Here is a 21,778-nt window from a genome sequence, read left to right as displayed (position 1 = left end):
CAAAATTCAAAATTCGTCTTGGAAAGTTTGCTCAACAGGGGGAACCCCCGCACCGCAACTTTCCGCAAAATTCAAAATTAAGAATTGAAGAAGATAGGAGGTAGTCGCTAAAGGCAAACCGCAGGCATTAGGCAGAAGTTTTACTATTACCCAGTCCCCAGTTCCCAATCCCCAGTCCCCAATCCCCAATCCCTAACAATGCTCGCCTCTTCTATGACCTAAGCACTATTGGTCAGCGAGGCGAGCTGATACAGCTTAACTGTCGGCTGGACTCGACTGATTTTCTTGTGCAGGGAGCGTATCTTCCTTTGGAGCAGCCACCTTGACCATAGAATGGCGTAGCACGCGATCGCCCAAGTAATATCCGCGCACTAACTCTTCTAACACTGTTCCTTCAGGATGTTCATCCGTAGGTTCCCGCATTACTGCTTCATGCAGGTTGGGATCAAACTCTTGTCCTTCGGGACGCATTGGTGATACACCCAAGCGCTTCAGGGAATCTACTAGCTGTTTGTATACTCCTTGATAACTTTTGTGAATTGTCATCTCACTTTCAGTTTGTGGCTTCAGGTGCGATCGCGCCCGCTCAAAATTATCGACAATAGGTAGCAACTCCAAAATTGTGTTGCGTTTTACCTGTAAGTCCAACTCTTCTTTTTCTTTTTGAGTGCGCTTGCGGTAATTTTCAAAATCTGCCGCAATTCGCATATATTGCGTACTGCGTTCATCTAACTGTGTTTTAAGAGAATTGATTTGTTGAGTCAATTCAGCCAAAGCAGCTGTATTCGCTTCCTGTATCTGTGTTGCTGTAAAGCCATTATCTTCTGTAGCTGTAGTTTCTCCCACTACATTGGTGGGGATTGCCACTGCCTCAGTTACTTCGTTAGTAGATTCGTTATTGTTAATTTGGGCTGGGGATTCACTCATAATTGCTTGCTTTACCTCTGTTGATTCACCCAATTGCTGGCTTGTATGGTTTACCTGTTTATTTTCGTCGATCATTGTCCAAGTCTACTCACCCCAAAGAGGATTTACGGCAGTATTTCACCACAATGAACAACCCTGGCAATTGATGGTTGTACGCTGAGACTAAATTTTTGGCCGAAATTTCTTTTAGAGATGAGGGTAACATCATCTTATTTTTACAAATGGTGAACAGGTTAGCGTCAACATTCTAGGGGCGGTATTCCGAACGAGGAGTTAAGGTGATACGCATCTAAATCAAATATTCTTGTGTCAGGGCTGTCAATAGTCAACAGTCAATAGTAATTCTTCTTTGCTTCCCCTACTTCCCCTGCTCCTCTGCTTCTTCTTGTCCCCAATCTCTTCATAAAGTTTTGGCGGGAATTTGCTAAGTGTAGATGAAAATTTTTAGCCTCTGGCTGGGAATACTCTAAATAGAGGTTTTCCCTACTCATTGCTCACCTATGACTTACTCGTCACCACAACGGCGCAGTACCGCTCTTACTACAAGAACAGAGTTTTCGCCTTTCGGTAATAAGCTAGTGCAGTCTGGCTACATTAATACCGAACAGATGAGACAGGCGCTGATTGAAAGTCGCAAGTCTGGTAGACCCTTAACAGAAGTTTTGGAGTCAATTACTGGGCGACAATTATCACCTGAGTACCTCAGGCAGTACAAAAAACAACAATTATTTGAACTAAAAATACTATACGGTGTTGAATACCTCGATCCAGAGGTCAACAATATTGGTAGCACGATGGTGGGTAATTTAATTGAAACCCTCATCCCAGTTGATATCTGCCGTCGTCATCGTTTAGTACCACTATCTAAGAATGATGAACACACGCCACCTTATGTTTTAGTGGCGATGGTTGCTCCGGATAACTTGGAAGCGTCGGATGACCTAAACCGCATCTTGCGCCCCCAAGGTTTAACATTACAACGTATGGTAATTACCCAGGAGGATTACCAACAGCTAATTAACCAATATTTGGATGAATTAGCTGTGCGGCAAAAGCACCTGGAACAAGAAAAATTTACAGATATTAATCAGGATTTAGAAAATCTTGGCAATCTCGACCTAGAAGATGCTCCTGAAGAGATGGAGGCTGATTTAGGTTCAGCAATGAAGGGTGCAGAAGACGCACCAGTCATCAACCTCGTCAATAGAATTTTGGCGAAGGCTTTGCATGAGAAGGTTTCTGATATCCACATCGAACCCCAAGAAGAAAACCTGCGGATTCGCTTCCGCAAGGATGGGGTACTGCGGGAGGCTTTTGACCCCCTACCGAAAAAAATTATTCCGGCTGTTACAGCTAGATTTAAAATTATCTCCAATTTGGATATTGCCGAGCGACGTTTACCCCAAGATGGACGCATCCGCCGGATGTTTGAGGGACGTAAAGTAGACTTCCGGGTGAATACTTTACCCAGTCGCTATGGGGAAAAGGTAGTACTGCGGATTTTGGATAACTCTTCTACGCAACTGGGACTGAATAAGTTAATTACTGACCCAGAAACATTGCAGATTGTCCAAGATATGGTGAGCAAGCCCTTTGGGTTAATTTTGGTGACTGGGCCGACTGGTTCAGGTAAAACAACTTCCTTATATTCAGCACTGGCGGAGAAGAACTCACCAGGTATTAATATCAGTACGGTAGAAGACCCGATTGAGTACAGTTTGCCAGGAATTACCCAAGTACAGGTAATTAGAGAAAAAGGGCTAGATTTTGCGACGGCATTACGGGCTTTTTTGCGACAAGACCCTGATGTGTTGCTGGTGGGTGAAACAAGAGACAAAGAAACAGCGAAAACAGCGATTGAAGCTGCTTTAACAGGTCACTTGGTATTAACTACATTACACACCAACGATGCCCCTGGTGCGATCGCTCGTTTGGGTGAAATGGGTATTGAACCATTCATGGTTTCCAGTTCTCTGATTGGGGTATTGGCACAACGTCTAGTGCGCCGTGTTTGTAGTGAGTGCCGTATTGCTTACACTCCCACCACTGAGGAATTAGCTCGTTATGGCATGACGGCTTCTCAAGAAGTGTCTGTCACCTTCTATAAAGCTAACACCATCCCCGCAGAAGCGATCGCCGAAGCCAAAGCGAAAAACCAGCTTTGTCCAGCTTGTAACGGTGTCGGCTACAAAGGACGCTGTGGTGTTTATGAAGTGATGCGGGTTACAGAAAACCTACAAACTTTAATCAACGAAGAAGCACCAACAGAACGCATCAAAGAAGTAGCCGTAGAAGAAGGAATGAAAACCTTATTGGCTTATAGCTTAGACCTCGTTCGCCAAGGTGCTACCACCCTAGAAGAAGTGGAACGGGTGACATTTACAGACACAGGTTTAGAAGCTGAATTAAAAGCTAAACGCAAAACTGGTCTTACCTGCCGGACTTGCAGCGCCATATTACAACCAGAATGGCTAGATTGTCCCTACTGTCTAACACCCCGTTTTGAAGATTAGTTACTGCATTTATTTGTTTGAATTTTGAATTGGAGCAAAACGACCCTATGGAAATGATGATTGAAGACTTGATGGAGCAGATGATTGAAATGGGTGGCTCGGATATGCACTTATCCGCAGGTTTACCTCCCTATTTCCGCATCAGTGGCAAACTCACACCCATAGGCGAAGAGGTGCTGACTGCTGACCAGTGCCAAAGACTGATTTTTAGTATGCTCAATAACACCCAACGTAAAACCTTAGAGCAGACTTGGGAGTTAGATTGTTCCTATGGTGTCAAAGGTTTAGCCCGCTTCCGGGTCAATGTTTATAAAGAGCGTGGTGCTTATGCTGCTTGTTTAAGGGCGCTAAGTTCCAAAATTCCCAACTTTGAAAAGTTGGGTTTACCCGATGTTGTGCGGGAAATGTGCGACAAACCTAGAGGACTAATTCTGGTCACAGGGCCGACAGGTTCCGGTAAAACAACCACTCTGGCGGCAATGATTGACTTAATTAACCGCACGAAGGCAGAGCATATCCTCACAGTAGAAGACCCAATTGAGTTTGTATACGAACCGATTAAAAGCTTAGTTCACCAACGACAATTAGGTGAAGATACCAAAAGTTTTGCTAACGCTTTAAAAGCAGCTTTACGGGAAGATCCAGATATTGTTTTGGTAGGGGAAATGCGGGATTTGGAGACGATTTCTTTGGCAATTTCTGCCGCAGAAACAGGACACTTAGTATTTGGTACGCTGCACACTAGTTCTGCTTCCCAGACTGTTGACCGGATTATCGACGTTTTCCCCCACGAAAAACAAACTCAAGTGCGAGTACAATTATCCAACTCTTTAGTAGCTGTATTTAGTCAAACATTAGTTCCGAAGAAAAACCCCAAACCCGGTGAATATGGACGGGTCATGGCACAAGAAATTATGGTTATTACTCCTGCTATTTCTAACTTGATTCGTGAAGGTAAAACTTCACAAATTTATTCCGCCATCCAGACTGGCGGTAAATTAGGAATGCAAACATTAGAAAAGGTTTTGGCTGATTTTTATAAATCAGGCACAATTTCCTTTGAAGCAGCAATGTCTAAGACTTCAAAACCAGATGAAATTCAACGCCTTATAGGCCCATCGGCTCCACCGGCAAATGCTAAACCTGGAGCCGTCAAAGCACACTAAAAAATAGTTATTATTTATTATTTATGAATAGTAAATAATAACTATTTTTGATTTTTGACTTTTGTAGCTTTAGCTTCCCATAGGGTATTTTGAATTGATATATGCCAACATTTATTGCCCAAGTTCGAGACACGCAAGGAAAAACTAGAAAAGAGAAAGTTGTTGCTGAATCTTTAGCACAAGCTCGTACTAATCTTAGAGATCAGGGATTGGTAGTTCAAGAACTGAAACAGTCGCAAAACTTTGCTGCCGATTTTGATTTCCAAAAGTTTCAGAATTCCTTCGTCAAGGTAACAGTGAAGGAAAAGGCAGTATTCTCTAGACAACTTGCCACATTGGTAAATGCTGGTGTAGCAATTGTTCGAGGACTAGGAGTATTAGGCGATCAGTGTACCAATGCTAAACTCAAACAAGCCCTCAATGATATTAGCAATGACGTTCAAAGTGGGGTCAATCTTTCGGATGCTATGCGTAAGCATCCTAGCTGTTTTGATGGTTTGTATGTGAGCATGATTCAAGCCGGAGAAGTGGGTGGTGTTTTAGATGAAGTTTTGAATCGTTTAGCCAAATTGTTAGAAGATATGGCTCGATTACAAAACCAAATTAAGTCAGCCCTAGCTTATCCTGTGGTAGTTGGTATTTTAGCAACTGGTATTTTTGTGGGGATGACTGTTTTTCTTATCCCCATTTTTGCCAAGATTTTCGTGGAATTAGGTACAGAATTACCTCCATTAACTGCATTCTTAATGACTTGCAGCCAAGTTTTAAGAAGTTTGTGGTCTTTAGTAATTGTTGCGGGAATTGTTGGCTTCAAATTTGCCTATTCGCAGTATTATAAAACTCGTATTGGCAGGGAAACCATTGACCGCTTTTCTTTAAAGATGCCTTTGTTTGGTGACTTGATTCAAAAGTCTTCAGTTGCTCGTTTTAGTCGTACTTTTGGTTCTTTGACTCGTTCTGGTGTACCTATTCTTACTTCTTTAGAGATTGTGCGAGATACATCAGGAAATCAGGTTGTTGCTAATGCTATTGATGCGGCACGAGCCGAAATTCAACAAGGAGGGATGATTAGTATTGCTCTCCAAAAAGAAGCGGTTTTTCCACCAATGGCAATTCAAATGATTAGCATCGGTGAAGAAACTGGAGAATTGGATGGAATGCTGATGAAAATTGCCGATTTTTATGAAGATGAAGTTGAGCAAGCCGTCAAAGCATTAACCAGCGTTTTAGAACCGATTATGATTTTAGTTCTAGGGGGTATGGTGGGAACAATTCTATTAGCGATGTATTTACCCTTATTCAAAGTATTTGAAACACTGGCATAGATGAGATATGAAGAAAATTTAATTTTTTGAATTTTGAATTTACTATGAAAAGAAGTGAGGTTGAAAATCAAGTGGAATTGTGGGGAAAGAATCATTGTTTCCCTTGGCGCAGCCTCTCGTAGAGAAGGTAAGTAAAAACCCCTCCTGCTCCTTATGGGTGGCTGTCTTTAATTTTGAATTTTGAATTTTGAATTTTGAATTGATTCATGCCTGTGCAAAAATCTGACTATGAAGCGAGTTTGGCAGAGTATAGTAATTATGAGGCGGCGATCGCACTACTCAAACAACACCGACCATATCTAGAGATGATTCCTAGTTTGCGTCGTCCTGATGAAAGTATAATTATTATCCCTTTGCCAATTGTTCGCCTACGTGATCCTATAGCTGCAACCACTCAAGCACATTGTTTACCTTGTGATGTGGCAATTATCATGTGTGATCCTGAATGGAAGGTGAAAACGGGAGCCGAGATTGTATTATTTATTCATCGTCCCCATGAAGACTTTTCTGATTTGTTGGGACGCTGGCGACAAACTCAAGTTTTGCTCAACCAAGATTATGAATGGTTAATGCCCCTCCGCCATAGTCATATTTTAAGTGAAGGGGCTGATATCGTATATCCTTTGTTTGTAGTTTTTGGTGAAACATCTGAACGCATCCAACGCGGCTTGAGAGGTGCAGAATTGCCCTTCGTGATTCAAGCACCATATTCACCAGTTGATGAAGCCAGAAAAGAAGAGAGGTTAGAAGCTAGGGACTAGCGATTTAAGTATGCAGTTCTTAACAAGAATCCATTTGTCTAGGCTCTAAACTTTAACCTCTACCCTCTTACTTCACAAACTGGGGCATGATTTCAGCAGCCGTAAATATGCCATGAATGCCACGTTGATGCAACTGCATACCAGCTTTGAGATAACCAAAGGCGGGGCCGCAGACATTTGCTGCCATGCTGGTTTCATCACCTAAGGTGAAGGTATGGGTGGAAATTTTGCCTTCAAAGGTACGTCCTGTAACTTTGACATTAGTGCTGAGGGGCTTTTTGGGATTGCGGGTATCCACTACACCACCCACAGTCACGCGATCGCGCTCTACTATCCCTGCTAACTCTAACATGACATCATCGGCGTGTTCCATGTTTTCTAGGGTCAGTACGCCATTGGTCTTGTCTAGTAATGCTTCTACTTCTGCATCAGTCATAGCCCTAGCCGCTTCTACTGTATAACCAGGCATATGACCGATATCTTCCCGCACGGTGGCGCGGTAAGCTTCCCAGTTGGCAATACCGACACCAAAGGTAATCTCTACTTGATGAATTTCGGCGTAGCTTTGGGCTGCTAAAGCGGCGGCGGCGGTTAATAGTCCTGGTGTTGCACCACAACCTGTCATGTAGGTAATACCAGCCGCTTGTAGTTCGTCTTTCATGGCAATTAGCTGTTCTACTGCACTGGTACGCTTAATAGCATCTACCAACACACCACGCCAGCCAGATTGAATAAACTGTCTAGCTACGGAAGGAATAAAGTCATTAGGTAGGTTGGGTAACGCTAGAAAATATCCATCTACAGGTTGGGCGCTATCAATTAAATCTTGAATACTGTTGTTGCCTAAACTACCTATTGGTTCTAAATAACCCACTGAACCTTGAGACTGGTAGGTAGCGATACAATCTTTAAAATTTAAACCTGCCGCAGCATAAGCATAACCTTTTTGGTCTGCTACGGCTACCAATTTCATCTCCCGTTTACCAGCTAGTACCTTGGCGGCTGCTTGTCCGAGTCCACCGAAACCTAATACTCCGATACGTATAGCTGGCGAAATATTTGCTGTACTCATAGTCAATTAGTTAAGTTGAATCACTAGCCTTGAGTATGAACCATTTAGCGATCGCCTATGGCGGAGCGTAGTCCATTGCTCAAAGCTATAAAGGTTAATTATGCTTTATTATCTTGGTTTCTTCCCCAAGCAGATCAGTTTTTTCACCAGAAATTATTGGTGAGTCATTTAGCCTTGAGCAAATTTTCACGCCGGATGTTATCAAAGGGACTTCCAGATAAAAAATATCCAAGATGTACGGTGCGTCAGTGTGATAGACCTTAACTATACTCATAAATTATTCATACTGACGCACCCTACCAAATCGTCAATTTCGGATAATTTATTTTTTGGTGTTCCCAAAAAAGAGAACATCCTTCTTTCGTTATCTTAGAAAAGTAAATCATTACACGATTGAACGATGGTTGCTTTACCCGATAGGATTTTCATGAACGCTGAGGAATATCTAATTTGGGAATCCACCCAAGAACTACGCTACGAGTATTGGGATGGTGAAGTTGTCGCCATGACTGGTGGTACACGCAACCATAATCGGGTTTCCGGAAATTTTTTCAAACTCCTAGATGATGCCCTAGCAGATAGATCCTCTGAAGTATACATTGTAGATGTGAAGGTGCAGGTAGAGCCGGGGCGGAAGTATTTTTATCCTGATGTGGTGGTGACTTGCGACGATCGCGATCATGATCCACAATGGGTAAAATTTCCCAGTTTGATTATCGAAGTGTTATCACCTTCAACGGAAGCAGCTGATCGGGGGAAAAAGTTTGCTGCATATCGCCAATCTCCAACCTTGCAAGAATATGTCCTAGTACAAGTAGCACAGCCAGGTGTGGAAGTATTTCGGCGCAATGAACAGGGGAAATGGGTACTGTCGGAATATAATTTGGGTGAGAAATTGCTACTAGAATCGGTGAACGTAGAAATAGCGATCGCTGATTTGTACCGACAAGTTGAGTTTGCCGCAGAAGTAACAGAAAATGAATAGGCGATCGCCTAGTTATGTAAGAATCATCATCCTGAAAGGCTTTCTTGAGAATTCCTTAACAATCTTGTGACTAAATGCTCACTAACGGGAGATAATAATAAATCCTCACCACCCTCTGCTGTAATACGCCCTCGCTTTGGCTTGGCTTACATAATTGACACCATAGGGTAAATCCGCAAGCTGCGTTTAACTGAGATGATGAAAACAGCCACCGAATTACAAGCTCGACTGGAATATTACTACCAGCAAATCAAAACCGTGATTATGACGCGTCAAAATCCTATCACGGGTTTGCTACCAGCGAGTACGGCCATTACTGCCCACGGTGATTATACGGATGCTTGGGTAAGAGATAATGTTTACAGCATTTTGGCAGTTTGGGGTTTAGCGCTGGCATACCGCAAGGTGGACGAAGACCAAGGGCGTACCTATGAATTAGAACATAGCGTTATTAAGTTAATGCGTGGGTTGCTGTTTGCGATGATGCGACAGGCACACAAGGTAGAAAGATTTAAAGAAACTCAGTCACCTTTGGATGGGTTACACGCCAAATACAACACCGCTACTGGTGATATTGTCGTAGGTGATGATGAATGGGGACATTTGCAATTAGATGCCACATCTATATTCTTGTTGATGTTGGCACAGATGACTGCTTCGGGATTGCAGATAATTTACACCATTGATGAAGTCAACTTTGTCCAAAATTTAGTTTATTACATTGGCCGAGCTTACCGCACACCAGATTATGGTATTTGGGAACGGGGTAATAAAATTAATCATGGCAATGCAGAGTTAAATGCTAGTTCTGTAGGTATGGCAAAAGCTGCTTTAGAAGCCATGAACGAACTGGATTTGTTTGGTGTACGAGGTAGTCAAGCATCAGTAATTCATGTGCTACCTGATGAAATTGCTCGCACTCGCAGCACTCTAGAATCCTTATTACCAAGAGAATCTGCTTCTAAGGAAATTGATGCAGCCTTGTTAAGTATAATTAGCTATCCAGCGTTTGCGGTAGAAGATGCACAATTAAGAGAACGCACCCTCAACGAGATTATCAACAAACTCCAAGGCAAATACGGCTGTAAACGCTTTTTGCGTGATGGACATCAAACTGTTTTAGAAGATACCCAACGCCTACACTACGAACCTTGGGAACTGAAACAATTTGAGCATATAGAATGTGAATGGCCTTTATTTTTTACTTATTTAGCCCTTGATGGGTTGTTTTGTGGTGATCAAAAACGAGCGCAATTTTATCAAGAGCAGTTAGAAAGTTTACTCATTGAGCGTGATGGCGTATCGCCCAACATAGGTCATGGCTTACGTTTATTACCAGAATTGTATTATGTTCCCGCCGAAAATGTGGAAGCGGAAAAGTTAGCCCCCCAAACTCAACCCCGTTTACCAAATGAAAATGTGCCTTTAGTTTGGGCGCAGAGTTTGTATTATCTTGGTCAAATGTTGAGTGAGGGGTTATTAGCCGTTGGTGATGTTGATCCCTTAGGTAGACACTTATCTATAGGTAAAAAACGCGAAGCTTTAGTGCAGATTGTCTTGTTAGCAGAGGATGAAGATTTACAAGCAGAACTAGCTGTTCACGGGATTGAAACGCAAACACCAAAGCAAGTAGCACCAATTCAAGTTAGACAAGCTAGTGAACTATCAACTATTTATACCCAAATTGGGCGTAATGATAAACTTGGTTTAACAGGTCGTCCAGTGCGGCGGCTGAGAAGTTTGACCACATCAAGAGTTTTTCGTCTCCGGGGTGAAACTATTGTTTTTTTACCTTCGTTTTTAGATTCTCAGCAGTTTTACTTAACTCTTGACTACCATTTTTTGGTAGACCAGATTAGAAGTGAACTTGCATACATCCAAAAGTATTGGAGTGATTTAGGTCGTCCCATATTAACTTTAATGTTGACTCACACCATGTTGGAAACGGGTTCTCAGGCATTACTGGAACTCATGCAGGAACTGAAAGATGGTGTATGTAACGGTGTAGCAGTAAAATTAGGGCGACTGAATCAATTGATGCTGACAGGAGCAATCCAAAGAATTGATTTTCTGCAAGATGTGGAATTTTACCAGTCAGCAGTGCAAGATGCCGGCAAACGTTATTATTACCTGGCTTATCATCCTGGGAAAAACTGGCGTTTGGGACATAGCCAAGAATTTCAGGTGGAATACGAGACTAACTTGGATTTTCTGCTGTCATCTTTGCGTGCATCAGAAAATTTATATGAGCAAATTGAGTTATTGCAGACTTTGACTCGTTTGCAGGGGTTGGAGTTTGATACAGAGTTTGGGACAAATCAACAAGTCACTGTAGCCGATTTACTAGATGAGGTGTACACCAAAGCTGGGGAGTTGGGCTTTTGGGCTGTGGTGCGGCGGGCGGCTGGTTTGCGGCAAATGGTGGATATTGGATTAACTGATGCAGTGACAAGTATTTTGATTAGAGGTAAGCAAATAGCTGTAGGCAGGGCTTACAGTGAAGCGTCATTGATTTCCGTGCCGATGCCTCACAATGAAATTGCTGATAAAATTAATCACTTCTGTCGTGAGGATATCCGCGATCGCGTACTGACTCAAGAAGTCCTGATCTATCTGGGTATCCTCATCAGATCACAACCGGAATCATTCCAAGGACTACTCACCCTGAGAGTTGGTTATCTCATCCTCTTAATTACCAGTGAACTCGCCCAAGAGTTAAAAGTTACCCAAGATGAAGCCTATGAACGCTTGATGGAACTGCCACCATTTGAAGTCAAGACGCGGTTACAGCAGGTATTAACAGCTTATCCAGGGATGAGTCAACTATTGCGCCAGCAGGAATCACTCCACGTTAAGCAAAAGGTAACTGATATTGATTGGGTGGTACTTCCGGCTATTAGCGAAGAAATGGAAGTTCCTAGCGGTGGTTGGCGACGCTTCCGCCAAGCCGAGGGCGCATTAAACCGCGTCCCGAAAAATTTCTTTCAACAGGTTTGGCTAATCATGCAGCATTGCAAAGGGTTGGTCATTGGCGATAAATTAGAGCGACGCAATCGTTTAGATAGTGATGTAATTCTGTCAGAAATGACTGCCGGTGAAAAGAACTTTGCCTTACGCATCGAGCATTTGTTAAATAAAATTGAAGCGCCAGAATATCGCCAAGTTAACATCGAAGCATTAATGGAACTAGCTGCGATCGCCTCTAGAAACCCTAACCTCCAAATCGAAGAATATATGGTACTAGATGTACTCATCGGTCACGCCGTCCGCTTGGCGTGGTTAGAACAACATCCAGAACGGGGCGATCGCTATGATGAGGATAAGGCTTCAGCGTGGCGATCGTTTTACGATACTTCCCCTAAAGAATGTGCTACCTACATCCTCGAAGCCTTCAAGTTCTTGACTGAGTTTGTGAAATGAGGCTGGGGATTAGGGATTGGGGACTAGGGGCTGAATGCCCTGCTACCGCGCTTCAGCACTTTTTTATTTTGAATTTTGAATTTTGAATTTTGAATTGATTCATCTTCCTAACCAAGTTTTGATGATATCTAAAAGACTGGAACCGCCCCAAGCTAAGGCCATGAGAATGGAAGTAGTTAAAATTGCTCCCATTACACAGAGAACTAAACCACCTAAACTAATTGCACCATCATCTTCTAATAAACCAAAACCAGTCACGAAAATACCCATTGCTGGTAAGGTGTTAGTTCCGGGGATAGGAATCATCATAGAAATTGCCATCAAGGCGATCGCAATCCCGATTGTTACCCTACCTGCTAGAGTAGTACAGATATAGGATAAACGGGGACGGGCGATCGCTTCAATTCTTTTTAACCAAGGAATTCCCGCCTTCAGGAACTTTTGGACTGTTTGCAGTTCAATTGGATGATTCATCATTTTTTGTGGTAGCCAAGGGCTTTTAGCACCAGCAATTAACTGAACGGCTAACAGAAAAATTAAGACACCAAAGGGTGTTGAATAACCAGGTGCAGGGACAGGCAAAGCTGATGGTAGAGACAAGATTACCAGCAAAAAGCCAAAAATCCTTTCCCCGGCCAGCAACAGAATATCTGCTAAAGTTACTTTTTCTGGTCTTTCTTCTTCAAAAAAGTGGCGTTGTAATTCGTTAGATAGCCTAGCCATAGATAGTTAAATGTTTCCTTCTCTAAATCTGGAACAATCAATAAGTAGATTTTTATCTCTAATTTCTGTTGTTCAAGCACTGCCTGTGACAACTCAGAACTGCACACTAAACCAATAAAAGCTTAATTCTAATTTATTATCGACTTAAAGTAGTGCCATTTTTTTAGTCAATCCTTATACCCTTACACCCTAAACCCGTGTTTTCAGGGCAAAGCATAAACAACCTACACTTATCAGTTTCCCCACTCCCCACCCTCAGGACTGATAGATTAGTTGAGTGAGGGAACACAACAGGAGAGCAAAATGACAGAAGGGTCACAACAAAAACGAGTGGTAGTTGTAGGTGCGGGTTGGGCTGGTTTAGGTGCTACCTACCAACTAGCAAAACAGGGTTATGATGTAACACTTCTGGAAGCAGGCCCCTACCCTGGTGGACTGGTGGCTGGTTGGCAAACCACAGAGGGTAAATCTGTAGAAGCTGGGATTCATGGCTTCTGGTATCCTTATAGAAATATATTTGCTCTCATTAATGAATTAAACATTCATCCCTTCACTACCTGGACTCGTTCCGCCCAATATTCCCCTGCGGGGTTAGAAGTAGAATCACCAATTTTTCAAGATTTACCCAGACTTCCCACCCCTTTAGGTACTTTTGTTTATACTCAATTTCAACGTCTGCCCTTAATTGACCGCCTCAGTGCTTTACCTTTACTGTATGCAGTGGTTGACTTTGATAATTCTGATGCAGCTTGGCGACGTTATGATAGCGTAACCGCAAGGGAATTATTCAAGGATTTTGGAGTTTCCGCAAGACTGTACAAAGAAGCTTTTGAACCAATGTTATTAGTGGGTTTATTTGCCCCTGGGGAACAATGTTCAGCCGCCGCTACATTGGGGATGCTGTACTTTTTCATTTTGGCTCACCAAGCTGATTTTGATGTAGTTTGGTGTCGGGGAACTGTGGGGGAAAAAATATTTCGTCCGTGGGTGGAACGTATTGAAAAAGCTGGGGCAAAGGTGCTACCCAAACATCGAGTTACTGATTTAATTATTGATAGTAATAATCAAGCAACAGGTGTAGTTTGTGGTAATGAAGTATTTGAGGCTGATGCCGTGATTTTTGCCGTTGGTATCACTGGGATGAAAAAAATTGTTTCCAGTAGCCCTAGTTTACAAAGCCGAGCCGAATTTCGTAATTTAAACAATTTAGGGGCAATTGATGTTTTAGCAACCAGACTTTGGTTTGACCGCAAAATTGATATTCCTCGTCCCTCTAATGCTTGTTTTGGTTTTGATAATACTACAGGTTGGACATTCTTCGATTTGAACGCCTTACATGATGAATATAAAAATGAGGCAGGAACTGTAATTGAAGCTGATTTTTATCATGCTAATCAGTTTCTCAATTGGAGTGATGCGGAAATTATCGCCACGGTTCAAAATTATTTAAAAACTTGTGTCCCCGGTTTCCGAGAAGCAAAAGTAATTGATAGCAGTGTAATTCGCCTACCTCAAGCGGTGACTCACTTTGCACCTGGTAGCTATCCCCATATGTTACCTGCCAAGACTAGTTTCGATAACGTCTTTATGAGTGGTGATTGGATTGTCAATCGCCACGGTTCTTGGTCACAGGAAAAAGCTTATGTGACAGGCTTAGAAGCCGCGAATTTAGTAGTGTCACATTTAGGAGACGGTACACCTGTCGAGATTTTACCAGTAGAAGCAGATGAAGCCCATATTCAAGTGGCGCGATCGCTCAACCAAACCGCACGTAAGTTGGGTAAATCCATTCTGCCTAACTTTTGGTTGCCCTAATAGCGCAGCAACCATAATTTTTGTTGAGATATAGCTGTAGCCAGTAGTGTTAAGACATCAATATACGATACAACCCAGACACAAAAAGACTTTTTACCCAATCCCCAGTCCCCAGATAATCGAGACAGCATCTTTAACCCGAAAAAAAACCCCCTTTTGGGGGATAGGGTAATAGACGTTTATTTGTAGTAGAATCAGTACTGTATAGTTAATTCGTCTACGATCACGGTAATCACTGTGGTCGTTTTCTCTATTTTAAGCCGTGGGACAAGAAAACGGGGTGAGGGGTCACAACTCCCACCACCAAGTACACCAAAAATGTTTAGGCTGCCCTTGCTTTAACTTGCACATCTTTTATTGTTGACAGTTGACAGTTAACCGTTAACAGTCAACTGTCAACTATAGTTTAAAAGCATTGACTCCTGAGTAACTACTCGTAGCCCAATTAGTGACAGAAATCAGACACATAAATCAAATATGTGGCTTATTTCTTCTAGGAAACTAACTAGAACAATGATTTACATCAGCCACGAGTCAGAGAAATAAATTTTGATACTTTAGCAAATCTGGAACTAAAGATATAAATAGGTAGATGGGAAAACTTACTGCTGTTGTTAGGAGGTAAAAGACAGTTAGCAGGAAGCAATGCCCCATGAGAGTATGAATAAAAGCCAAACGTCAAGAAAAACTAACCATTATTTACTTTTGTAGACTAATTGCTAAAGAAATCTGATGAAAATGGGAGACTCAAAAAACTCAACTTATAAACAGTTGTATGGGAGTGAGCGGATGGCATACTAGACCATATTTCTACCGGACGTAAATTACTCACTGAAGATAATTCTTATGTAGTTATGTCCAAATTGTGTAGTTAACGTCAGTATTTTACTCTAGAAAATTAGGGCGAAGTTCTATGAAGCAACCATATCTTTCTCCCGATGATTTGCCCACACATAAAACAACTCTGATCAGTGAATTATTGCTTAGTCAACTAGAAGAGACGACCAAGAAAAGCTTTTATTTAGCTTGCAAGCAACCAGTACGTATTTTGTTATCTAGTTGTCATTGGTACTTTAAAGTTAATGGTGGCATTCTGATGTTAGTCATGGTTTGTCATAATATCGAAAGCTACCAAAATATTATGATGATCGTTCCTTACTTAGCTAGTAAATTAAAACGTTTTGCTAACCAAGCGAAAATTAGCATTAGTTCTCCCGTAAATCAAGGTATACCTTGGGTTATCAGCATTAACCAAATTTTACCTGAAGAAGAATAGAGACGTTACATACAACGTCTGTATATGAGTCATTAGTCATTAGCTCGTTAACTGGTTGTATAAATTGGGAATTTGGGCTGTAGACTAATGACTTTTCAATGTTACATTCTTTTATCCACCCAACAATTTTTGATACTCTCTCAGTCGGGTAACGATGATATTCATGAACTCTGTAAAATCAATATTATTACCAAGGTCAATATCAGTCGGGCTATTGGCTAGGCTGTTGGGTAGAGAGTCTTGATAATATTTGTGGCTAAACTCCATTTGGTAAGCGGTGGATGTTTGATTATTTGATAACACCGATGCAGTGTTTGAACTTGTGGTGAAAGTGTTGCTTTTTTGCAAAGACTGGGAGTTGAAACTAGAAGCGCTAATTGATTTGTTATTCAGACTTAAACCACCAAATAAGTCATCGACAACCGAACCAAAGTCAAAGTTAAAATCAGAGTCTGTTTTGGGTGTAGTTTCGTTGCTGGTGTTTCCTGCGGTGCTGGTAATAATATCTCGCACCTGGGCTTCAGTTAAATTGGGGTTAGCACTGAGCATGAGGGCGACTACACCAGCAACGTAAGGAGTTGCCATTGATGTACCACTATAATTGGCGTACTGATTATTTGGTACTGAAGAATAAACGCTTTGTCCTGGGGCGGTGACATAAGCCATTGTCGTATTGCCAGAACGGTTGGAGAAATCAGTTAAATTTTTATTAGCATCTACCGCACCAACAGCGATTCCTGTTTGATTGGCGTAACGAGCCGGGTAGTCTGGCGCAGATTCACCATCATTACCTGCGGCCATGACCACGATCGCCCCTTTACTGCTAGCATATTCAATTGCAGACTTGAGTGTACGACTGGACGAATCACCACCCAGACTGAGGTTGATGACTTTTGCCCCATTATCTACAGCATAGTAAATTCCGTTGGCGATCGCACTATAAGAACCAGAACCAGATTCATCCAGCACCTTCACAGCCATAATCTGGGAATTGTAAGCAACACCAGTCACACCAAAGCCATTATTCCCCCCAGCAATAATCCCGGAAACATGGGTTCCATGACCATTATTATCAAGGGTGTTGTTATTGTTGTCGTTAAAATTCCAGCCGTTAGTATCATCGACATAGCCATTACCATCGTCATCTATGCCATTACCAGCAATTTCTTTGCTATTAGTCCAGATATTATTACGTAAATCCTCATGGTTAGTGTCTACGCCCGTATCTATCACCGCCACAATTACGCCTTGACCTGTATGTCCATTTGCCCATACTTCTGGAGCATTAATCATATCTAAGCCCCAATTATTCCCGCCAAGGTTAGCAACATCACTATAAGGATTCTGTCCAACAGCTTGAGGTACGGCTGCACCTGCATTGACTAAACCATAGCCATTAGTTGAGTTGTAAGTGCTAGTAGCTGTAGCAGTAGCATTATCTGGAGTGTAGCTACTACGAAAACCTAACGTAGAAGTATGATTATTTTCTGTATTAAAAATATCTGATGAGGAGATATAAGCGGAATTTTGCCTATCAATTGAAAGGGGATTTTGCTCAGTCTGATTTGTGGGCATAGGTATTTGCTCCTCAACTAACTTAAGTGTTTTTTGCGGTTTTAATTCTTAAACCCTTCCAAGCAATATTTACGCTTCTCGTTTGTATGCAATACACTTTCACCCCTCCCCAAACCCATTTTCTACAAGGTGAGAAGTTTTAACCATTACTCCCCTTCCCTCGTAGGGAAGGGGCTGGGGGTTAGGTCAGTATTACACTCAACTGCAAACCGCTATATTTGCACCGAATAACTTTGCCCTCCTAGTCAATAATTACTACGGATGAATTTTAGAAAATGCCTTATTGTTTACCAAAAAAATCCCAGTTATTTTAATTATTTATTTAGAGTTGCTGAAACCTATACTTGTCAGGAAGTTTATTGATTAAATAAAAGTCGAAATATTGAATTTTTCATGACAATAGAACAGACGTTGTATGCAACGTCTCTACATCATTTATTTGGCGCAGCCTTGTCGTAGGTTATTTTGAATTTTGAATTTTGAATTTTGAATTGGTATTAGATGATTCGCCTTTACCACTGGGAATCATAAAAAAATGCTGGCGACATCTCTTGTGGAGAGTTGCCATTGCCATTTGACAATTAGATTTATCCGGGTAAATATCCAATGGCTTATCAAAATATCACCGCTTCCCTTTCTGCTGAAGATGTCAAAGAAATTAAAGTCGCATTTGCCACCATTCAAGCAAAGTTGCCGTTTCTCGTTACCTTGAGTGTGGAAGAACGACGCAAGTTATTTAAGATGGGCGATAAAAGCCTAGCTTTTGTCAACACTAGCCTGACTGCTGCCCAGTCTAACCCAGACATTCTACCAGCCAGTTTTGATGTAGAGGAATTTGTGCGGGATTATCAACTAGCCACCACCCTCACCGAACTGTTAATTGGGCTGCGACAACTGACAGAACAGGTAGATGATACCCTATTGGCAGTTGGTAGCGAAGCAATGGGCAGCAGTTTAACTGTATATGATTACGTCAAGACGGCTGCAAAGAAAACACCGGGTTTAAAAACTCTGGCGGAACAGTTAGGGGAACGGTTCAAGGCGATTAAAAATAAGCCTGCAAAAGCGGCTACTGGTTCATAAGTTGTAGATATCGCCACCTAGTTGCACTCAGACCTAACCCCCAACCCCTTCCCTTGTAGGGAAGGGGAGCAAGACTCAAAGCCTCTCTCCTTGTAAGAGAGAGGTTTGGAGAGAGGTCAAAGCCTTGCTGCACAGAAGCGAGAGCCTTTATAAAATCACGTTGAGGAATATTTAATACTCGTGAGCGAGTATTTACATCTCGTTAATGAGTCTTTGATACTCGTGAGCGAGTCTTTGATACTGGCGGGAGAGTCTTTAATACTCGTGAGCGAGTCTTTAATACTGGCGGGAGAGTGTTTAATACTCGTGAACGAGTCTTTGATACTGGCGAGAGAGTGTTTAATACTCGTGAGCGAGTCTTTGATACTGGCGGGAGAGTCTTTAATACTCGTGAGCGAGTCTTTAATACTGGCGGGAGAGTGTTTAATACTCGTGAACAAGTCTTTAATACTGGTGGGAGAGTGGAGAGTAGGGTAGTTAGGGGCTACGGTGTACACACAAGTCTGATCAACTTTGCTTCATAAAGTTTTGATCCCCCCTAACCCCCCTTAAAAAAGGGGGGAACAAGAATTAAAGTCCCCCTTTTTAAGGGGAGCCACTGCGTTGGGCGGCTTTGCCGACTTGTAGCAAGTGGCGTGGATTTAGGGGGATCAAACCACATTTTGCACCCAGCACTCAAATAGATGTACACCGTAGCCATAATTCTAGGTGAGCCTGATATATTACTCATAAGCGCGTGTAATCTGCCACCTTACCCCCAACATGGTCACAACTCTCCGCTATCATCGCCAGCCTTCTCGCTACATTCTTTATTCTTTAGTCTTCATCCTTTCTTTTCTCCTCTGCCTACCTTGGGTAAGTGCAAAGGAAAAGCCCAAGCCCCAACCGGCAGCGTGGCAGATTAACGGTATAGTAGCCGCCCTTGATGATGGACATGACAAAGTTAAGGGATATGCACTGAGTAAATTAGTTGAATATGACCTGCAAAAGTTAAACTCTGTCGTGGAGAAGCCAGAGGATATTGCTAAGAAAGTTGCCCAAATCCTCAAGGATAAATCCGTTGACAGTGATGTTCGTAGAGGTGCAGCAGTGGCATTGGGAAATCTGGGGGAGGCTGCCAAACCCTACGTCAAAGACATCCTCGACTTCCTCAAGGATAAATCCGTTGACAGTGATGTTCGTAGAGGTGCAGCAGTGGCATTGGGAAATCTGGGGGAGGCTGCCAAACCCTACGTCAAAGACATCGCTGATATCCTCAAGGATAAATCCGTTGACAGTTATGTTCGTAGAGGTGCAGCAGTGGCATTGGGAAATCTGGGGGAGGCTGCCAAACCCTACGTCAAAGACATCGCTGATATCCTCAAGGATAAATCCGTTGACAGTTATGTTCGTAGAGGTGCAGCAGTGGCATTGGGAAATCTGGGGGAGGCTGCCAAACCCTACGTCAAAGACATCGCTGATATCCTCAAGGATAAATCCGTTGACAGTTATGTTCGTTACGGTGCAGCAGTGGCATTGGGAAATATCAGAAAACTGGAATTACAAGAAGTTGTTGTTATTCTAAATAATTATTATGAGCCTGGTAATTCAGAGTATTTACAATTGCGTTTTCTAACCTATTTTCTGGGTGGTGGCACTGAAGAAGTAAAAACGCTGCTAACATGGCTGGGTTCTCCTAAAACAATTCCTGCCTCATTAAGCCACGATGAAGGTAAGAAAACACTGGAGGTTTTTCTCAAAGCTTGGGAACCTAGTAAGGGGCTAGAGAGATTAAGAGAAGATTTAGCCGAAAACATTTCGATAGTTATCGAGAGTAAAAAAGTTCTTTGGAAATGGCAAGATATCACTTTCTTACAGTCCCACTACAACAACCTCAAAACTTCCTACCCATCTAAAGCTTATGCAGTACAGTCACAGATCAATAATCTTGAGGGCTGGCAATGGTTTTTCAAAAGTAGAAACACTATCCTTATTCACATTACCTTCTGGCTTGCCCTCATCTTCGCCTACCCCAAATCCCCCCAAATCCAAGCCATCTTCTTCTGGAACCCTTGGGTACGTCGCATTTTAGGCATGGGTTACGTCGGCTTCCTCCTCACCTGGTTTCCCCCCTTCCGCCACAAATTATTTGAACCCTTCAAGCCTTCCCTCCTCGCCGATGCGGACTTAGATAACTTTAATGACGAAAGTTACTTCCCTCAGTCTAGGGTCAAAGTTCCTAAAGGCGATATCCTCCCAATTACTGATGCTCTCCGTGAAATCAAAGGGCAAATTATCTTACAAGGTAATTCGGGCTTAGGCAAGTCGATGTTTCTCCGTCATCTCCTGCAAAACTCTAAGCGCATAGTCGTTTATCTCCCCGCCCAAAAATGTCACAAGGGCGTAATCGAAGCTATCCAAGGCAAGCTACACGGCCCAGCTCAAGATGCCAGCTTCCTGAAAAACCTGATTTACAGTGGTGCAATTGATATCTGCATCGACGGACTCAACGAAGTCACCGCCGACACCAGAGCGAAAATCAACCAGTTTGTGGAAAGCTATTTCCGGGGCAATATTATCATGACTACCCAGCCCCTAGAGTGGACACCACCCTCAACCGCCAAACCCTACGAACTACAACCCCTAGAACCAAATCAAATTCAAGAGTTCTTGCTCTCATGTAAACCACGACTGCCCAAAAATGCCAAAATTCAAGGTGCTGATTACGAACAAGCCTGCATTAATTATTTAAAAGAAGTCCTCAAAGACCAGCAAGCCCAAGAAGAATTAAACGCCGCCCGCCTCATTCTTTCCAACCCAATGGATTTAAATGTAGTCGCGCTGATGTTATCCCAAGGTCAACATCCCAACTTATTCCGCCTGCAAGAACAGCAATACAACCTGATGGCGGCTGAATACCTTAAGAAATGGAACCAAGAATTTCCCTTAAAAAAATTCTCCGCCGCCGTCTACGAAATGCGTATCTACGACAAACAAGCCTTACCCTACAATGAATTTTCCAAAGTTATCGAATCTTTGAAAGATGAAAAATAGGACTTACGCATTGACAAAATGGCAAAAGAGTGGATTGATAAAAAGTATCATCTACTCACTAGGTATCGAACAATCAGAGAAATCAGCAAACCCTCGACAGCACA

Annotated in this window: 16 protein-coding genes; 12 read left to right on the top strand and 4 right to left on the bottom strand. The window is 42.4% G+C overall.

From position 1 onward, the window contains the following. Nucleotides 1-255 precede the first annotated feature (255 nt). Nucleotides 256-1,002 carry a nucleotide exchange factor GrpE gene (gene grpE / locus H6G14_RS27310; protein WP_190571389.1) on the bottom strand — a complete coding sequence of 249 codons (747 nt, stop codon included), beginning with the start codon at nt 1,000-1,002 and terminating at the stop codon, nt 256-258. 425 nt (nt 1,003-1,427) lie between these two features. Between grpE and H6G14_RS27305 the strand changes: the two genes are divergently transcribed. From H6G14_RS27305 to H6G14_RS27290, 4 genes are all read left to right on the top strand, one after another. Beyond that, nucleotides 1,428-3,440 carry a GspE/PulE family protein gene (locus H6G14_RS27305; RefSeq protein WP_190571388.1) on the top strand — a complete coding sequence of 671 codons (2,013 nt, stop codon included), beginning with the start codon at nt 1,428-1,430 and terminating at the stop codon, nt 3,438-3,440. A gap of 29 nt (nt 3,441-3,469) precedes the next feature. After that, nucleotides 3,470-4,606: a type IV pilus twitching motility protein PilT gene (locus tag H6G14_RS27300; RefSeq protein ID WP_479684951.1), complete on the top strand. Its 1,137-nt coding sequence runs from the start codon at nt 3,470-3,472 to the stop codon at nt 4,604-4,606. 101 nt (nt 4,607-4,707) lie between these two features. After that, nucleotides 4,708-5,931 carry a type II secretion system F family protein gene (locus tag H6G14_RS27295; RefSeq protein WP_190571387.1) on the top strand — a complete coding sequence of 408 codons (1,224 nt, stop codon included), beginning with the start codon at nt 4,708-4,710 and terminating at the stop codon, nt 5,929-5,931. A 206-nt stretch (nt 5,932-6,137) separates the two neighbouring features. Beyond that, nucleotides 6,138-6,692, top strand: coding sequence for a hypothetical protein (locus H6G14_RS27290; RefSeq protein ID WP_190571386.1), 555 nt, complete (start codon nt 6,138-6,140; stop codon nt 6,690-6,692). A 67-nt stretch (nt 6,693-6,759) separates the two neighbouring features. Here H6G14_RS27290 and bioU read toward each other — a convergent pair whose 3' ends face one another. Continuing rightward, on the bottom strand, nt 6,760-7,764 hold the full coding sequence (gene bioU, locus H6G14_RS27285) for a (S)-8-amino-7-oxononanoate synthase BioU (protein ID WP_190571385.1): 1,005 nt from the start codon (nt 7,762-7,764) through the stop codon (nt 6,760-6,762). 57 nt (nt 7,765-7,821) lie between these two features. On the opposite strand from bioU, the gene H6G14_RS27280 reads away from it, so the two are divergent. From H6G14_RS27280 to H6G14_RS27270, 3 genes are all read left to right on the top strand, one after another. Further along, nucleotides 7,822-8,028 (top strand): hypothetical protein, encoded by a 207-nt coding sequence (locus H6G14_RS27280; RefSeq protein ID WP_190571384.1) that lies wholly within the window; start codon nt 7,822-7,824, stop codon nt 8,026-8,028. A gap of 136 nt (nt 8,029-8,164) precedes the next feature. Then, nucleotides 8,165-8,749, top strand: coding sequence for a Uma2 family endonuclease (locus H6G14_RS27275; RefSeq protein ID WP_190571383.1), 585 nt, complete (start codon nt 8,165-8,167; stop codon nt 8,747-8,749). Nucleotides 8,750-8,947: 198 nt separating this feature from the next. Further along, entirely contained in the window at nt 8,948-12,169 is a 3,222-nt protein-coding gene (locus tag H6G14_RS27270; protein WP_190571397.1) for a glycoside hydrolase family 15 protein, read from the top strand. 99 nt (nt 12,170-12,268) lie between these two features. Here H6G14_RS27270 and H6G14_RS27265 read toward each other — a convergent pair whose 3' ends face one another. Next, nucleotides 12,269-12,892 (bottom strand): exopolysaccharide biosynthesis protein, encoded by a 624-nt coding sequence (locus H6G14_RS27265; protein WP_190571382.1) that lies wholly within the window; start codon nt 12,890-12,892, stop codon nt 12,269-12,271. Nucleotides 12,893-13,195: 303 nt separating this feature from the next. On the opposite strand from H6G14_RS27265, the gene H6G14_RS27260 reads away from it, so the two are divergent. Together H6G14_RS27260 and H6G14_RS27255 are read left to right on the top strand one after the other, a co-directional pair. Then, nucleotides 13,196-14,707, top strand: coding sequence for a hydroxysqualene dehydroxylase (locus H6G14_RS27260; protein ID WP_190571381.1), 1,512 nt, complete (start codon nt 13,196-13,198; stop codon nt 14,705-14,707). 913 nt (nt 14,708-15,620) lie between these two features. Continuing rightward, the gene (locus tag H6G14_RS27255) at nt 15,621-15,983 is read left to right on the top strand and encodes a hypothetical protein (RefSeq protein WP_190571380.1); all 363 of its coding nucleotides are present in this window, start codon (nt 15,621-15,623) and stop codon (nt 15,981-15,983) included. Nucleotides 15,984-16,094: 111 nt separating this feature from the next. Here H6G14_RS27255 and H6G14_RS27250 read toward each other — a convergent pair whose 3' ends face one another. Further along, the gene (locus H6G14_RS27250) at nt 16,095-17,558 is read right to left on the bottom strand and encodes a S8 family peptidase (RefSeq protein WP_190571379.1); all 1,464 of its coding nucleotides are present in this window, start codon (nt 17,556-17,558) and stop codon (nt 16,095-16,097) included. Nucleotides 17,559-18,164: 606 nt separating this feature from the next. On the opposite strand from H6G14_RS27250, the gene H6G14_RS27245 reads away from it, so the two are divergent. From H6G14_RS27245 to H6G14_RS27235, 3 genes are all read left to right on the top strand, one after another. Beyond that, a complete protein-coding gene (locus H6G14_RS27245) occupies nt 18,165-18,641 on the top strand; it encodes a hypothetical protein (RefSeq protein ID WP_190571378.1) in 477 nt (158 codons plus the stop codon). A 293-nt stretch (nt 18,642-18,934) separates the two neighbouring features. Then, nucleotides 18,935-19,165, top strand: a complete 231-nt coding sequence (locus tag H6G14_RS27240; RefSeq protein ID WP_190571377.1) for a hypothetical protein — start codon at nt 18,935-18,937, stop codon at nt 19,163-19,165. A gap of 238 nt (nt 19,166-19,403) precedes the next feature. Further along, a complete protein-coding gene (locus H6G14_RS27235; protein WP_242053828.1) occupies nt 19,404-21,674 on the top strand; it encodes a HEAT repeat domain-containing protein in 2,271 nt (756 codons plus the stop codon). Nucleotides 21,675-21,778 lie beyond the last annotated feature (104 nt).

Origin of the sequence: Nostoc parmelioides FACHB-3921, assembly GCF_014696625.1 — a bacterium.
In the GTDB taxonomy this organism is placed as follows: Bacteria; Cyanobacteriota; Cyanobacteriia; order Cyanobacteriales; family Nostocaceae; genus Trichormus; species Trichormus parmelioides.
This window is presented reverse-complemented; position numbering and strand designations above follow the sequence as displayed.

Excerpts from the sequence above, each read along its gene's own strand:
- bioU (WP_190571385.1), bottom strand. The coding sequence starts at position 7,764 with ATGAGTACAGCAAATATTTCGCCAGCTATACGTATCGGAGTATTAGGT.
- H6G14_RS27235 (WP_242053828.1), top strand. The coding sequence starts at position 19,404 with ATGGTCACAACTCTCCGCTATCATCGCCAGCCTTCTCGCTACATTCTT.
- H6G14_RS27275 (WP_190571383.1), top strand. The coding sequence starts at position 8,165 with ATGGTTGCTTTACCCGATAGGATTTTCATGAACGCTGAGGAATATCTA.
- H6G14_RS27305 (WP_190571388.1), top strand. The coding sequence starts at position 1,428 with ATGACTTACTCGTCACCACAACGGCGCAGTACCGCTCTTACTACAAGA.
- H6G14_RS27265 (WP_190571382.1), bottom strand. The coding sequence starts at position 12,892 with ATGGCTAGGCTATCTAACGAATTACAACGCCACTTTTTTGAAGAAGAA.
- H6G14_RS27295 (WP_190571387.1), top strand. The coding sequence starts at position 4,708 with ATGCCAACATTTATTGCCCAAGTTCGAGACACGCAAGGAAAAACTAGA.
- H6G14_RS27290 (WP_190571386.1), top strand. The coding sequence starts at position 6,138 with ATGCCTGTGCAAAAATCTGACTATGAAGCGAGTTTGGCAGAGTATAGT.
- H6G14_RS27245 (WP_190571378.1), top strand. The coding sequence starts at position 18,165 with ATGGCTTATCAAAATATCACCGCTTCCCTTTCTGCTGAAGATGTCAAA.
- grpE (WP_190571389.1), bottom strand. The coding sequence starts at position 1,002 with ATGATCGACGAAAATAAACAGGTAAACCATACAAGCCAGCAATTGGGT.
- H6G14_RS27270 (WP_190571397.1), top strand. The coding sequence starts at position 8,948 with ATGAAAACAGCCACCGAATTACAAGCTCGACTGGAATATTACTACCAG.
- H6G14_RS27260 (WP_190571381.1), top strand. The coding sequence starts at position 13,196 with ATGACAGAAGGGTCACAACAAAAACGAGTGGTAGTTGTAGGTGCGGGT.
- H6G14_RS27255 (WP_190571380.1), top strand. The coding sequence starts at position 15,621 with ATGAAGCAACCATATCTTTCTCCCGATGATTTGCCCACACATAAAACA.
- H6G14_RS27250 (WP_190571379.1), bottom strand. The coding sequence starts at position 17,558 with ATGCCCACAAATCAGACTGAGCAAAATCCCCTTTCAATTGATAGGCAA.
- H6G14_RS27280 (WP_190571384.1), top strand. The coding sequence starts at position 7,822 with ATGGCGGAGCGTAGTCCATTGCTCAAAGCTATAAAGGTTAATTATGCT.